The organism is Nocardia sp. NPDC003963, from assembly GCF_053605105.1.
In genome coordinates this window covers 16718-29860 of the sequence record NZ_JBSGIP010000009.1, presented here as the reverse complement: position 1 = coordinate 29860, position 13143 = coordinate 16718, and the positions used below count along the sequence as shown (strand labels likewise).

General features: G+C 67.9%; 13 protein-coding genes. 5 read left to right on the top strand and 8 right to left on the bottom strand.

The window, feature by feature from the left end; genetic code table 11:
• Positions 1 to 676: 676 nt before the first annotated feature.
• A complete protein-coding gene (locus ACWEWT_RS17860) occupies positions 677 to 1267 on the top strand; it encodes a hypothetical protein (RefSeq protein ID WP_452560218.1) in 591 nt (196 codons plus the stop codon).
• Positions 1268 to 1540: 273 nt separating this feature from the next.
• Here ACWEWT_RS17860 and ACWEWT_RS17855 read toward each other — a convergent pair whose 3' ends face one another.
• The 5 genes from ACWEWT_RS17855 to ACWEWT_RS17835 all read right to left on the bottom strand — a co-directional run bounded on the left by ACWEWT_RS17855 (position 1541) and on the right by ACWEWT_RS17835 (position 4894).
• Positions 1541 to 1837 (bottom strand): hypothetical protein, encoded by a 297-nt coding sequence (locus ACWEWT_RS17855; protein ID WP_452560216.1) that lies wholly within the window; start codon positions 1835 to 1837, stop codon positions 1541 to 1543.
• Between the two features lie 142 nt (positions 1838 to 1979).
• Positions 1980 to 2321 carry a hypothetical protein gene (locus tag ACWEWT_RS17850; protein WP_452560214.1) on the bottom strand — a complete coding sequence of 114 codons (342 nt, stop codon included), beginning with the start codon at positions 2319 to 2321 and terminating at the stop codon, positions 1980 to 1982.
• A gap of 11 nt (positions 2322 to 2332) precedes the next feature.
• On the bottom strand, positions 2333 to 3178 hold the full coding sequence (locus tag ACWEWT_RS17845) for an SDR family oxidoreductase (protein ID WP_452560212.1): 846 nt from the start codon (positions 3176 to 3178) through the stop codon (positions 2333 to 2335).
• Positions 3179 to 3310: 132 nt separating this feature from the next.
• A complete protein-coding gene (locus tag ACWEWT_RS17840; protein WP_452560210.1) occupies positions 3311 to 3874 on the bottom strand; it encodes a hypothetical protein in 564 nt (187 codons plus the stop codon).
• 243 nt (positions 3875 to 4117) lie between these two features.
• A complete protein-coding gene (locus tag ACWEWT_RS17835) occupies positions 4118 to 4894 on the bottom strand; it encodes an AraC family transcriptional regulator (protein WP_452560208.1) in 777 nt (258 codons plus the stop codon).
• A gap of 248 nt (positions 4895 to 5142) precedes the next feature.
• Here ACWEWT_RS17835 and ACWEWT_RS17830 point away from each other — a divergent pair, with 248 nt between their 5' ends.
• Complete coding sequence (locus ACWEWT_RS17830; RefSeq protein ID WP_452560206.1) at positions 5143 to 5937, top strand: alpha/beta fold hydrolase; 795 nt, start codon at positions 5143 to 5145, stop codon at positions 5935 to 5937.
• A gap of 74 nt (positions 5938 to 6011) precedes the next feature.
• Here ACWEWT_RS17830 and gdhA read toward each other — a convergent pair whose 3' ends face one another.
• From gdhA to ACWEWT_RS17815, 3 genes are all read right to left on the bottom strand, one after another.
• Entirely contained in the window at positions 6012 to 7361 is a 1350-nt protein-coding gene (gdhA, locus tag ACWEWT_RS17825) for an NADP-specific glutamate dehydrogenase (RefSeq protein ID WP_452560205.1), read from the bottom strand.
• Positions 7362 to 7565: 204 nt separating this feature from the next.
• Complete coding sequence (locus ACWEWT_RS17820; RefSeq protein ID WP_452560203.1) at positions 7566 to 8522, bottom strand: electron transfer flavoprotein subunit alpha/FixB family protein; 957 nt, start codon at positions 8520 to 8522, stop codon at positions 7566 to 7568.
• Positions 8523 to 8559: 37 nt separating this feature from the next.
• Positions 8560 to 9345, bottom strand: coding sequence for an electron transfer flavoprotein subunit beta/FixA family protein (locus ACWEWT_RS17815; protein WP_452560201.1), 786 nt, complete (start codon positions 9343 to 9345; stop codon positions 8560 to 8562).
• A 195-nt stretch (positions 9346 to 9540) separates the two neighbouring features.
• On the opposite strand from ACWEWT_RS17815, the gene ACWEWT_RS17810 reads away from it, so the two are divergent.
• From ACWEWT_RS17810 to ACWEWT_RS17800, 3 genes are read left to right on the top strand one after another with little or no spacing between them, the layout of a single operon-like run.
• A complete protein-coding gene (locus tag ACWEWT_RS17810; protein ID WP_452560200.1) occupies positions 9541 to 10326 on the top strand; it encodes a class I SAM-dependent methyltransferase in 786 nt (261 codons plus the stop codon).
• A complete protein-coding gene (locus ACWEWT_RS17805) occupies positions 10323 to 11861 on the top strand; it encodes a 1,4-alpha-glucan branching protein domain-containing protein (protein ID WP_452560198.1) in 1539 nt (512 codons plus the stop codon). Before ACWEWT_RS17810 ends, ACWEWT_RS17805 begins: the two co-directional genes overlap by 4 nt.
• Positions 11858 to 13111, top strand: a complete 1254-nt coding sequence (locus ACWEWT_RS17800; RefSeq protein ID WP_452560197.1) for a glycosyltransferase family 4 protein — start codon at positions 11858 to 11860, stop codon at positions 13109 to 13111. The genes ACWEWT_RS17805 and ACWEWT_RS17800 overlap by 4 nt, the downstream gene beginning before the upstream one ends.
• The last annotated feature ends 32 nt before the right edge of the window (positions 13112 to 13143 follow it).

Below are 13143 nucleotides of genomic sequence, written 5' to 3'. Positions count from 1 at the left end.
AGCGTGACTTCACCTCTCGGTGCCACCCGTGCCGGAGCCCAGCGGTTCCGATAGTGCAGTCCTCACAATGCGCTGCCGAAATCTTGGCGGCACAGACCGTTTCCCGGCCGGCGCGATCGGGCTAGAGTTGCCCACCAGACAAATTCGATAGATCGAACCCATTCCCGCTGCAGCATTCCGGTGGCCACCAGCGACAGAATCGGCGCACACCCGAACCAGGTCGGCCCCGGCCTGTGCTCCGGATCAGAATCGATGTCGTGAGCCTCAACTCGATTCCGGATCATCACGAGGAGCTCGATGGCGATCTCACCACCGGCGGACTTCCGCCGGTCGACCGGCCGGGATCCCCTGGAAGCCTTTCGGCAGCACAGCCGAGAAACGATGGATGACAGCGTTCGAACAGGTCATACGGTCACGTCTGGAATGGATGCGAAATGATTTCATCGGGATTCGCGGACCTTACGGCAATATTCCGGCGACGCCGCCGAGACCGGTTCCGAGCGGAAGTCCCCGGGGTTTCCCCGAGCTCGGCAGATCTGGCAGGAGAAGCCATATGAGGAATCCCATTCCCGGGACAGTTGCCGCTGCGGCGCGACAGGCCGCGGCGAACTCATTGAAACTGGTGCACTCCCTGGCATCGGGATCCGCCAAAAACTACCGCAGTGCCGCGACGGGTGTGCGCGGCACCGACGAACTCGCGCAGGTCGACCGCAAGCCCGCGACTTCCCTCCGGTGGGTGGCGGTCGGTGCCGCGGCCTCGATCATCTCGACGCAAGTCGCCGGCGACGGCACCGTGGTCGAAGAAGACAGCACAGCAGCAGATCCCGGCATCGATCCGGCCGTCGGAGGCCGCATCGTGGAGGTCCCGCCCGACGACGTTCGTCACCGGATCACAGATCCGCGGGAAGACCCGACAGACGACCACTCCGGGGACGACATCAGAGATGATGTGCGTGAGTTCCTCCGTGAATCCCGCGAAACCGCGGCAGATGACACCGCCCCCGGAGCACGTTCGTCCCTCCCGGGGGACGAGAACCCCTTCCTGTGGGAAGACCCGCCACCGTGGTTGTTCGACGATATGGGCGGCTATCCCGGGGCGGGCGTGGGCAACCCGCAACCTTCCGCCGAACCGACGAAAGACCGATTGGATGAGGACGAGGGTGTGCCCGCGCCGCCACCGCCGGACAACAGCGGAAACTCCCCCTCTCCTCGGCCTCCTGCGATGGGCGTGCCGGCCGGCGATCCATTCGAACAGGACGGCTCATAGCCGGCCCCCAGGGGAAACGATCCCACGACCGGCTGCGGCATTCATCGGCCCACAGCCGCTCGGGCCCGCGCGCAGAACGTGAGCGCGTCCGGCCCGGTACGCGGGGTGCGTACCGGGCCGCGCGACCCCGGCGGCCGGGCAGTGGCCGACAGGGCTTCGGTGACCTCGCCGATTCGGCGGGGCGGGCCACCGGCAACCCGAGTGGCGAGGGATCCGGCTCGGGTCGGTTCGTGGTGCCGTCACACAACGGCACAGGCGGCTGTCACCGCGCGATCACCGGCCGGGACGCTGCCGGAGCACGGCCCCCTCGGGCACCGGCTGGACCGCACCGCTCTTCAGGACGATCACACCCGGGCTCCCCGGCGGCAGCCGATAGCCCGGCAGATCCCGGTCGATATCCGCGCGCAGGATCACCCTGTCGATATCGGTCCGCTCCTGCCCGTCGATGACGATCTTCTTCTCGGGTCCCGGGTCGGCGGCGGCCACACCGGTGCCCGCCACGGCCGCACCCGTCACCGCGGCCCCGCACACCAGGGCCGCGAACGCTCTACTCGCCGGTTTCAGTTTCATCGTGTAACTCCTTGTCGCACCGCACTTCTCGTCGATACGTCCGATCGACTCCAACTACGGCGACAGTAGTTCGGCTCGCTGTGCACCGGCTGGGGACACAGCTGGGAGTCTGCTGGGAATCGGGGCCGCACCGCGGGAAGGTTCATCCGCAGCAGAACGGGTCGTCACAAGGTCGGCCCACCTCGCTGCCGTAGACGCTCAGCGGCCGCACCGGGGCGAGCACTCTCTCCGCGGTTGCCGAATCCAGCGGCGGCGCCGACGCCGGGGCGAGCCGCCCCCAGCCGGAGGGCGCCTGCTCGATGTCGTAGCGGACGGCACCATCGGCGAACAGCGTCCACATGCAGTGATCGGGAAAGGGGTTCGCGCGAAGCACCCACCAATGACCCTCGATCTCGGCGGCCAGGGGGAAGCGCGGATCACCCGTGCTCCGCCATTCGGGCCGAGCCGCTGCGAATCGTGCCCTGTCGTCATCTCCGTTCGACATCCGTGTACCACCTACCCGGTAGGCACGCCGAACGATTCCAGAATGGTCTCGATCCGCTCCCGCGCGGCGTTCGCCATAGTCGGATGCGTTGTCTCGTAGAGCTTTCCGGATTCCACGGCAGCGAGGATGACCTCCGCGGCCCGCTCCGCCGACACCATTTCCTTCGCCAGATCGGTGATCGCCTCCCGCATCGGCGCCAGGGCGGCCGCGATCTCGGGAGGCATCGATTCCGGCCCGGACACATCGTCCCGGGGCGGCGCGGCCAGTTCGACCAGTCCGCCGAACATCCGGGTATCGACCGGTCCCGGGCACACAACGGTGACACCGATGCCGGGCGCGATGATGTCCAGTTCGCCGCGCAACGATTCCGAGATCGAGATGATGGCGCTCTTGCTCGCCGCGTACGGCGCACCGAAGAGACCGACGGTGAGCCCGGCCAGCGAAGCGGTATTGACGATATGTCCGCTACCGGCAGCGATCAGGTGGGGGGCGAAAACGTGGATACCGTTGACCACACCGCCCACATTCACCGACCAGACCCGGTCCCAGTCGGCCGGCGCGATATCCCAGCTCGGCCCGCCCGCCCCCATACCAGCGTTGTTGACGACCAGGTCCACCCGGCCGAACGCGGCGAGTGTCCGATCGGCGAGTGCGCGCATCTGCCCGATATCGGAAACATCGGCGGCTACGGCGATCACCTGATCACCGAGTTCGTCGGCCGTCCGCGCCAAGGTGTCGGTCTCCACATCGGCCACCACCACCCGCAGGCCCCGCTCGACCAGCGCCGCGGCCACGGCCCGGCCGATTCCGTTCGCGGCACCGGTGACGACGGCGACCTGTCCGGTCTCGAGTTGCATGGCACCTCCACTCCGCGGTCCGCCCCGTCGGCGGCCCGTATCCACCATCGTCACCGGCTCCGGCTGCCACCGCATCGGCCGCCGGGTTGATCTACGGGTGGTACGCGGGTAGCAGGTCCCGGGTGCGGCCGGTCACCCGCCACCATTGTCGTCGGCCGCGCGGGCGGACAACGGTGGCAGGGACTTTTCCCCACAGGCGAGTGCACGGGCCAGGCTCTCGTAGGAGAAATAGGCGCGGGCCAATTGCCGGCGATTCAGTGCCTGCGGTCCGTCCAATACGAAGGGGCCGAAGGAAACGGTGTACAGATGCGCCATACGTCCGAAAACCGCGCCCAGGCCCTCGTGATGTTCCACCGCGCCGAAGCGGGGCGCACCGAGCACGCGATGCGCTTCCAGATCCACGGTGAGGATATGCCGTTGCGCCTCGTCCCAGATCCCGGTGAACGGATCGCCGACCGGATCCGGTTCCGGCAATTCCGGACCGGCCTCGCCCGGCACCCAGGTGATCACCATATCGTCCCAGTTCGGACGGGTGTTCGCCAAGCGCCGGTGCGCATCCACCAGACCCGCGACGGCCGCGAGTAGCGGACAGTACGGATCGACGCGGCCCACGGCGCCGGATCCGGCCACCCGCGCGAATACTGTCGATACGACTCGGCTGTCCGGTAAGGGACCGAGCCCCCTGGGGCCGTCCACGGCTCACCTTTTCCCGCCGCCGAGGCGGCCGATCATGAATTATCGGAATCGGCAGCCCCCCGGTACCGATCATTACGCAGCAATGCCGATGCCATGGGCATTCGACGCGCACAGCATAGCCAATTCCCGCGTTCCGAACACTATTTCCCGGCGGGCCGTGAGAGCCGGAAAGTGCTTCGCACCAATATATTTGGAATAGACCGAATCAGAACCGGGCGCGTTTCCCGCACCCTCCACATCCGGCTAACCCGTCGCGTTCCCGGCCCGCGGCACCGGTATCGCCCCGCGCCGCGACCGCCCCGGGGTGTGTCCGAGAGCGTGCCGGTAGATATCGATGAACGCACTCGGTGAGGCCCAGCCGCAGCGCCTGGCGACGGTGGTCACCGAATATCCCTCGGCGAGCATCCGCACCGCCCGATGCAGACGCAGGTGCGTCCGCCATTGCGGATAGGTCATGGCGAACTCGGCGCGGAACAGCCGGGTGAGAGTGCGTTCCCCCGCACCTACCCGCCGGCCCAGTTCGGCCAGCGTCCAGGCGATCTCGAGGTCGCGTTCGACGAGGGCGCACGCCGCGCGCAGACGTTCGTCGCGAGCGACCGGGAGGGGCAGCTGCTCGCGGGGCATCCGGTCCAGCTGGTCGAGCAGCACCCGGCGCAACCGGCCCAGTTCGTCGGCCGGCAGATCGCCCGGCGCGGAACAGGTGATGATCAGCTCACGGACCAGCGCGGAGGTCCCGAGTACCACGGGCGTCTCCCGATCGCCGCCCTGTCCGAGCGGAAAAGCGATGCAGTGGAATCTGGTCGGGCCGAAGAAATGGTGTTCGTGCCGATGACCCGCCGGTATCCAGATCGCTCTGTCCGGCGGCGCGATCCAGGTACCGGTATCGGTACGGACCTCCGCCGCGCCGCCACTGCAGTAGATCAATTGATGTTCGGGATGGTGATGGGTATCGATATGCGAGCCGCCCGGCAGGTCCCGCACCCGGGTGGGAGTGGGAACAGTGCGGCGGGTTATCGACATATCTCGGCATTTTATCGGAAGAAGCCGGGCCGCCCGCTTCCTAGGCTGAGTATCGGCCGACGACCGGAAACGGCCCGGCCGTGGATATTCCGACGACTCTACCGGTTCCCGCAGGCACGTCCGAGCCGCTGCCGACTCGCCGATCGGCTCGGGCGGCGGCACCACCTGCTCACCTTCCTGCCGCTCCACCGACCGGGGCACCACAGGTTTCGTCGCCGTACCGGAGAGAAGACCATTCGGAGGTTCCCGTGTTCACCTATTCCGGCCACGACGGCCATCCGCTGCGCGCGGACACCCGCGGTAGCGGCACCCCCGTGGTGTTCCTGCACGGCGGGGGGCCGGACCATCGCAGTCTGCTCCCGCTCGCGGATCGGCTCGCCGATACCTACCGCATCGTGCTCCCCGATATCCGCGGGTACGGACAGTCGCGGTGCCCGGACCCCGCCTCCCACACCTGGTTCCGCTATGCCGAGGACGTCACGGCACTGCTCGATCACCTCGGTGTGGAACGGGCCGTGCTCGCCGGTATGGGACTCGGGTCGACGATCACCGCCCGGACGGTGATCGCGCATCCGGATCGTTTCGCCGCCGCGATCCTCATCAGCCCGGAGGATATCGAGGACGATTCGGCGAAGCAGGCCGAAACAGCGTTCCTGGACGCCTTCGCCGAGACCGTACGAACCCACGGCATCGAAGCGGCCTGGGCCCCGGTCCTACCCGAGCTGGCGCCGGTGATCGGGACGCTGGTCCGCGACGCGATCGACCGCAGCGACCCGGCCAGTATCGCGGCAGCGGCGGCCATCGGCCGGGACCGCGCGTTCGGTACACCTGCCGAACTCGCCGCACTGACCGTGCCGACCCTGGTGATCCCCGGTATCGATCACCGCCATCCCACCCGGTTCGCCGAACAGGTCGCCGGGATACTGCCCGACGGCCGTCTCGATTCCGGTGTCTTCACCGAGCAGGTCGACACCATCGAGGAACTGGCCGCGGCACTGGCTCCCGCAATCCGGAGATTCCTCGATGACATCGTGGGTCGCTGAGAACCCAGCGGCGCCTCCGCACCCGGAACCGGAGTCGACAGCACGCGGCAGCCACTCCCGGAGTGATCGCCTGTTCAGATGACCCCGAGCGCGAGCATGGCGTCGGCGACCTGGACGAATCCGGCGATATTCGCGCCCGCGACATAATCCCCGGGGGAACCGTACTCGTCGGCGGTCGCCAGACAGCGGTCGTGCACACCGCGCATGATCTCGGCGAGACGCTCCTCGGTGTGTTCGAAGGTCCAGGAGTCCCGGGAAGCGTTCTGCTGCATCTCCAGCGCGCTGGTCGCCACCCCACCGGCATTGGCGGCCTTACCCGGTGCGAATACGACCCCGGCCTCGGCGAACACCCGCACCGCCTCCGGCGTGCAGGGCATATTCGCCCCTTCGGCGACTATGGTGACACCGTTCTCCGACAGGGCGACCGCGCCGCGGGCGTCGAGTTCGTTCTGGGTGGCGCACGGCAGCGCGATATCGCAGGGCACTTCCCAGACCGAACCGGTCTCGACGTACGCGGCCGACGGGCCACGTTCGTCGGCATAGCGGGAGATCCGCTCCCGGCGCCGCTCCTTCACCTCTTTGAGCAGCTCGAGGTCGATACCTTTCTCGTCGACGACATAGCCACCGGAGTCGGAACAGGCGACCACGGTGCCGCCGAGCTGTTCGATCTTCTCGATCGCGTACACCGCGACATTGCCCGAACCCGAGACGACGACCTTCTTCCCGTCGAAATGCTCGCCGCGCGCCCGCAGGATCTCGTCGACGAAGAAGACGACTCCGTACCCGGTGGCCTCGGTCCGGACCCGGGACCCGCCCCAGGCCAGCCCTTTGCCGGTGAGCACACCGGATTCGAAGCGGTTGGTGATCCGCTTGTACTGGCCGAACAGATAGCCGATCTCGCGCCCGCCGACACCGATATCACCGGCCGGTACATCGGTGTACTCGCCGATATGCCGGTAGAGCTCGGTCATGAACGCCTGGCAGAAGCGCATCACCTCGCCCTCGGAACGGCCCTTCGGGTCGAAATCGGACCCGCCCTTCCCACCACCGATCGGCATACCGGTCAACGAGTTCTTGAAGGTCTGCTCGAAGCCGAGGAATTTGACGATCCCGAGATAGACGCTCGGATGAAACCGCAGCCCGCCCTTGTACGGCCCCAGTGCGGAGTTGAATTCGACCCGGAATCCACGGTTGATCTGGACCCGGCCCCGATCGTCGACCCACGGTACGCGGAAGATGATCTGACGTTCCGGCTCGCACAGGCGACGCAGTACCGCGGCGTCGGTGTAGGCGGGATGTTTCGCCACCACCGGGCCGAGACTGTCCAGCACCTCGCGCACAGCCTGATGGAATTCGATCTCACCGGGATTGCGCTGCAGCACCTCGGCGTAGATATCGCGCAGTTTCTCGTGCAGTACGGGCATCAGCTCGATCCCTTTCCGTCATCCACATCCCGGAAGTACACCGCCTTCGCCGCCCGGGTCTCCTGGCGAACCTATCCGCAACCCGCCGGGCGGCCGGCAGCCGCCCCGCCGTGGATCCGTTCCGGGTTGCCGGCACCGGGTCCGGATACAGGAAACGTCCGGCCGGTGACCCGGCCGGACGTTCGATCCCGCGAATTCGGCGGATCAGCCCTTGTGCTTCTTGACCTCTTCGGTCAGCTGCGGGGCGACATTGAACAGATCGCCCACGATGCCGTAGTCGGCGATCTCGAAGATCGGGGCTTCCTCGTCCTTGTTGACCGCGATGATGGTCTTGGACGTCTGCATACCGGCCCGGTGCTGGATGGCGCCCGAGATACCCAGGGCGACGTACAGCTGCGGGGAGACCGTCTTACCGGTCTGACCCACCTGGAACTGGCCCGGGTAGTAGCCCGAGTCGACCGCGGCGCGCGAGGCACCGACGGCCGCGCCGAGCGAATCGGCGAGCGCCTCGACCACGGAGAAGTTATCGGCCGAACCGACACCGCGACCACCGGAGACGACGATATTCGCCTCGGTGAGCTCCGGACGGTCACCGGCCACCACGGGCTCGCGGCTGGTGACCTTGACGACGCCCTCTTCCTGCGCGGGGACCTCGACGGTGACCTTCTCACCGGCACCGGCCGCGGGCTTGGCCTCGATCGAACCCGGGCGCACCGAGATGACCGGGACATCGCCGGTGGCCTTGGCGTCGACGGTGAACGCGCCACCGAAGATGCTGTGCACGGCCGTGCCGTCGGACTTCACATCGATGACGTCGACCAGCAGGCCCGACCCGATCCGGGCAGCGAGCCGGCCGGAGACCTCTTTGCCCTCCGCGGTGGCGGCGACCAGTACGGCGGCCGGGGACGCGGATTCGACGAGGCCGGCCAGGATATCGACCTTCGGGGTCACCAGGTAGCCGTCCACATCATCGGATTCGGCGATGTAGATCTTGGCGGCACCGGCCGCGGCCAGCGTATCGGCCAGTTTGTCGCCGGTACCGGCCGGGCCGGTCACCACGGCGGCCGGCTCGCCCAGGGCGGTGGCGGCCGTCAGCAGTTCGGTGCTGACCTTCTTGACCGCACCGTCGGCGTGCTCGACGAGCACAAGTACTTCTGCCATTTGTCTCTTCTCCTAGAAGTTGCTGCGGGTGCGGGTCTCAGATGATCTTCTGGCCGACCAGGTACTGGGCGATCTTGGTGCCGCCGTCGCCCTCGTCGGAGATCTTCTCGCCCGCGGTGCGCGGCGGCTTCGGGGTGGACGCGGTGACCGAGGTGCCCGCGTTCGCCACACCCACGGTCGACGGGTCGATGCCCAGATCTTCCAGGGTGAAGGTCTGCACTTCCTTCTTCTTCGCGGCCATGATGCCCTTGAAGGACGGGAAGCGCGGCTCGTTGATCTTCTCGGTGACGCTCACGATGGCCGGCAGCGTGGCCTCGAGCTTGAAGACGCCGTCGTCGGTCTCCCGCTCGCCGGTGATCTTCTCGCCGTCGACGGTGAGCTTGCGCAGGTGGGTGAGCTGCGGGATGCCCAGGTATTCGGCGATGATGGCCGGGACGGCGCCGGAGCGTCCGTCGGTGGCCTCGTTACCGGCGATGACGAGCTCGACACCTTCGACCTGGCCCAGGGCACCGGCCAGCACCCATGCGGTCTGCACGGTATCGGAGCCGTGGATGGCCGGGTCGTTGATGTGGATGGCCTTGTCGGCGCCCATGGACAGCGCCTTGCGGATGGCCTCGGTGGCCCGGTCGGGACCGGCGGCCAGCACGGTGACCTCGCCACCCTGGGCCTCCTTGATCAGGAGGGCTTCCTCGACGGCGCGCTCGTTGATCTCGTCGAGCACCGCGTCGGCGGCTTCACGGTCGAGGGTGAAGTCACCGTCGGTCAGCTTGCGCTCGGACCAGGTATCGGGCACCTGCTTGATGAGTACGACGATATTCGGCATCGGTCTTCGTCGACCTCCTGTTCTGGTTACCTGTATTGGCGGTCGCACGAACTCCAGCGGCCGTACGTCCATGTGAGTAGCTCAGGCCGAGACATTACCCTACGTTAAGTTACTCGTGGGTAACTTACGTCGCAAGGCCCTTCGAGGGCCCACCGGGCGTCTCCCGTACCGGGCCGTACCAGTAACCTCGTCGCAATGAGCGAGGCTGTGATTCCCGCCGCACCGGCCGCCGAGGACGTACTGGAGCCGCTGCCGTTGACCGGTGAGCGGACGGTGCCGGGTATCGCGGAGGAGAACTACTGGTTCCGCCGGCACGAGATCGTCTACGACCGGCTGCTGTCGCGCTGCGCGGACAAGGTGGTCCTCGAGGCCGGCTCGGGCGAGGGCTACGGCGCGAATATGATCGCCGGAGTCGCGCGGGCGGTCGTGGGCGTGGACTACGACCGCGGCGCCGCGATCCACGTCCGTACCCGCTATCCGGCCGTGCATATGATCCGCGGCAATCTCGCCGCGCTGCCCCTGCCGGAAGCGTCGGTGGACGCCGTGGTCAATTTCCAAGTGATCGAACACCTTTGGGATCAGGCAGAGTTTCTGCGCGAATGCCTGCGGGTCCTGCGCCCCGGCGGCGAACTGCTCATCAGCACCCCGAACCGGATCACCTTCTCGCCCGGCCGCGATACACCGCTCAACCCCTTCCACACCCGGGAGCTGAACGCCGCCGAACTCACCGAACTCCTCGAGGCGGCCGGATTCCGGGTCGAACTGATGACCGGTGTGCACCACGGCCCGAATCTGCGGGCCCTCGACACCAAACACGGTGGTTCGTTCATCGACGCCCAGATCGAACGTGCGCTGGCCGGTGAGCCCTGGCCCGCCGAACTCACCGCCGACGTAGCGGGTATCTCCATCGACGATTTCGCGCTGACCCCCGAATCCGTCGACGCCAGTCTCGATCTCGTGGCCCTCGCGGTGAAGCCTTGAGCGGCGAGCGGTCCCAGGACGTACCCGGGCAGTTCACGCTCGTCCTGCACTCCCATCTGCCCTGGCTCGCCCGGCACGGCCGGTGGCCGGTCGGCGAGGAATGGCTCTACCAATCGTGGGCTGCGTCCTATCTGCCGGTCGTCGAGGTCCTGCGCACGCTGGCCGCCGAGGGCCGCTCCCATCTGCTGACCCTCGGGATCACCCCGGTGCTGGCCGCCCAGCTCGACGATCCGCACTGCCTCGCCGGTATGCACCACTGGCTGGGCAACTGGCAGTTGCGGGCCGACGAAGCGGCGAAATCGGGAAATCGCGCGCTGGGCAGTCACGAACATCGGCTGGCGGCCGCGGCGCTGGCCGAGTTCGAACAGAACTGGCGCCACGGCGCCGCGCCGGTCTGGCGCCGGCTGCTCGACGACGATGTGGTCGAGCTGCTGGGCGGACCGCTGGCCCACCCGTTCCAGCCGCTGCTCGACGAACAGCTCCGCGAGTTCCAGCTCCGTGAAGGCCTCATCGACGCCCGGCTGCGCTGGGGACACACCCCGGCCGGGATCTGGGCGCCGGAATGCGGATTCACCCCCGGTATGGAACGGGGCTACGCCGACGCAGGTGTGACGCATTTCATGGTCGACGGGCCCGCGCTGCGCGGCGATACCACCCTGGGCCGCCCGGTACACGAGTCACCGGTACTGGCGTTCGGCCGCGATCTCACGGTCAGCTACCGGGTGTGGTCGCCGAAATCGGGCTATCCGGGGCACGGGGCGTACCGGGATTTCCACCACTACGACCACGCCACCGGCCTGAAACCGGCCCGGGTCACCGGGAAGACCGTGGCCGGTCCCGACAAGGCGCCCTACGATCCAGCCCTCGCCACGGCCCAGATCGGCCGCGATGTCGACGATTTCGTGCAGACGGTGCGGGAGCGGCTGATCAGCGAATCGGAGCGGATCGGGCGACCGGCGCTCGTGGTCGCCGCGTTCGACACCGAGCTGTACGGACACTGGTGGCACGAGGGGCCGCAGTGGCTGGCACAGGTGTTGCGGGCACTGCCGGAGGCCGGTATCACCGTCGGCACCCTGGCCGACGCGCGCGACCGCGGCTACGTCGGCGAACCGGTCCCGCTCGCCGATTCGTCGTGGGGTTCGGGCAAGGACTGGCGGGTGTGGGCCGGAGATCAGGTGAGCGACCTGGTGGACCTGAATTCCGAAATCGTCCGCCTGGCACTGGATACGGCGGCCAAGATGCGCGCCGGCGCCCCGACCGGCCGTGACCCGGTAGCCGACCAGCTGCTGCGCGAAGCGATCCTGGCGGTGTCCAGCGACTGGGCGTTCATGGTCAGCAAGGACTCCGCCGCCGGTTATGCCCGCGACCGAGCGCATCAGCACGCGCACGCGGTCCGCGAGATCGCCGGTGCGGTCGAGGCCGGCCAACTCGGCAGAGCCCGCGATCTCGCGGCAGGATGGGCGGTGGCCGACGGAGTGTTCCCGGCCCTGGACGCGCGTAGGCTACGCGTCACCCCTGCAGAAGGACCGCGATGAAAATCTTGATGGTGTCGTGGGAGTACCCACCGGTGGTCGTCGGCGGACTGGGCAGGCATGTCCATCACCTGGCGACATCACTGGCCGCGGCCGGTCACGAAGTGGTGGTACTGGCCCGGCGGCCCACCGGTACCAGTCCGGCCACCCATCCCACCCATTCGTTCGTCGCCGAAGGGGTCCTGGTGGTGGCGGTCGCCGAGGATCCGCCGATCTTCGATTTCGGCGAGGATATGCTCGCCTGGACCCTGGCCATGGGGCATGCGATGGTGCGTGCGGGTATCGCCCTGGACAAACCGGGTATCGGCGAGGGCTGGACCCCCGATGTGGTGCACGCGCACGACTGGCTGGTGGCCCATCCCGCGATCGCCCTGGCCGAGTACTACGACGTTCCGCTGGTATCGACGATCCACGCCACCGAAGCCGGCCGGCACAGCGGCTGGGTCGCGGGCCGGGTCAACCGGCAGGTGCATTCGGTGGAATGGTGGCTGGCCAACGAGTCCGACGCGCTGATCACCTGCTCCACCTCGATGAAGGACGAAGTAGAGCGGCTCTACCGGCCCGACCGGGTACCGGTACACGTGATCCGGAACGGAATCGATGTGGGGGCGTGGACATTCCGCACCCGCTCACCGCGCGGCGGGCCGCCCCGGCTGCTCTATGTGGGACGCCTCGAATACGAGAAGGGCGTCCAGGACGCGATCGCCGCACTGCCCCGGATCCGCCGGGCCCATCCCGGCGCCGCACTCACCGTGGCCGGGGTCGGGACCCAGTTCGAATGGCTACGCGAACGCGCCCGAACGCATCGGGTCGCGCGCGCAGTACATTTCGCGGGCCAGCTCGACCATGCCGAACTGCTCGGCTGGCTGCACGGCGCCGACGCGATCGTGCTGCCGAGCCGGTACGAACCGTTCGGGATCGTCGCGCTCGAGGCGGCCGCGGCCGGAACCCCGCTGGTCACCTCGACCGCCGGCGGTCTCGGCGAGGCCGTGATCGACGGTGTCACCGGAGCGTCGTTCGAACCCGCCGATGTGAACGGTCTGGTGGACGCGGTGATCTCGGTACTCGACGATCCCGCCGCCGCCCAGGACCGCGCGTTCGCCGCGCGGGAACGACTGACCGCGGATTTCGCCTGGGATGTGGTGGCGGCCGAAACCGCCGGGATCTATTCCGATGCCAAACGCCGGGTGCGTAATCCGCTGGGCCGCCCGGTGATCGTCGAACGCCCGCTGCCGGAACGGGATCCGAAGTAGCCCGGCGGGTTCGCGACGCCGGGCCCTTCCGC

What these genes read in the sequence shown, in the direction of transcription:
- ACWEWT_RS17855 (WP_452560216.1), bottom strand. Translation starts at nt 1,837, where the DNA reads ATGAAACTGAAACCGGCGAGTAGAGCGTTCGCGGCCCTGGTGTGCGGG.
- ACWEWT_RS17850 (WP_452560214.1), bottom strand. Translation starts at nt 2,321, where the DNA reads ATGTCGAACGGAGATGACGACAGGGCACGATTCGCAGCGGCTCGGCCC.
- ACWEWT_RS17845 (WP_452560212.1), bottom strand. Translation starts at nt 3,178, where the DNA reads ATGCAACTCGAGACCGGACAGGTCGCCGTCGTCACCGGTGCCGCGAAC.
- ACWEWT_RS17835 (WP_452560208.1), bottom strand. Translation starts at nt 4,894, where the DNA reads ATGTCGATAACCCGCCGCACTGTTCCCACTCCCACCCGGGTGCGGGAC.
- gdhA (WP_452560205.1), bottom strand. Translation starts at nt 7,361, where the DNA reads ATGCCCGTACTGCACGAGAAACTGCGCGATATCTACGCCGAGGTGCTG.
- ACWEWT_RS17820 (WP_452560203.1), bottom strand. Translation starts at nt 8,522, where the DNA reads ATGGCAGAAGTACTTGTGCTCGTCGAGCACGCCGACGGTGCGGTCAAG.
- ACWEWT_RS17815 (WP_452560201.1), bottom strand. Translation starts at nt 9,345, where the DNA reads ATGCCGAATATCGTCGTACTCATCAAGCAGGTGCCCGATACCTGGTCC.
- ACWEWT_RS17810 (WP_452560200.1), top strand. Translation starts at nt 9,541, where the DNA reads ATGAGCGAGGCTGTGATTCCCGCCGCACCGGCCGCCGAGGACGTACTG.
- ACWEWT_RS17800 (WP_452560197.1), top strand. Translation starts at nt 11,858, where the DNA reads ATGAAAATCTTGATGGTGTCGTGGGAGTACCCACCGGTGGTCGTCGGC.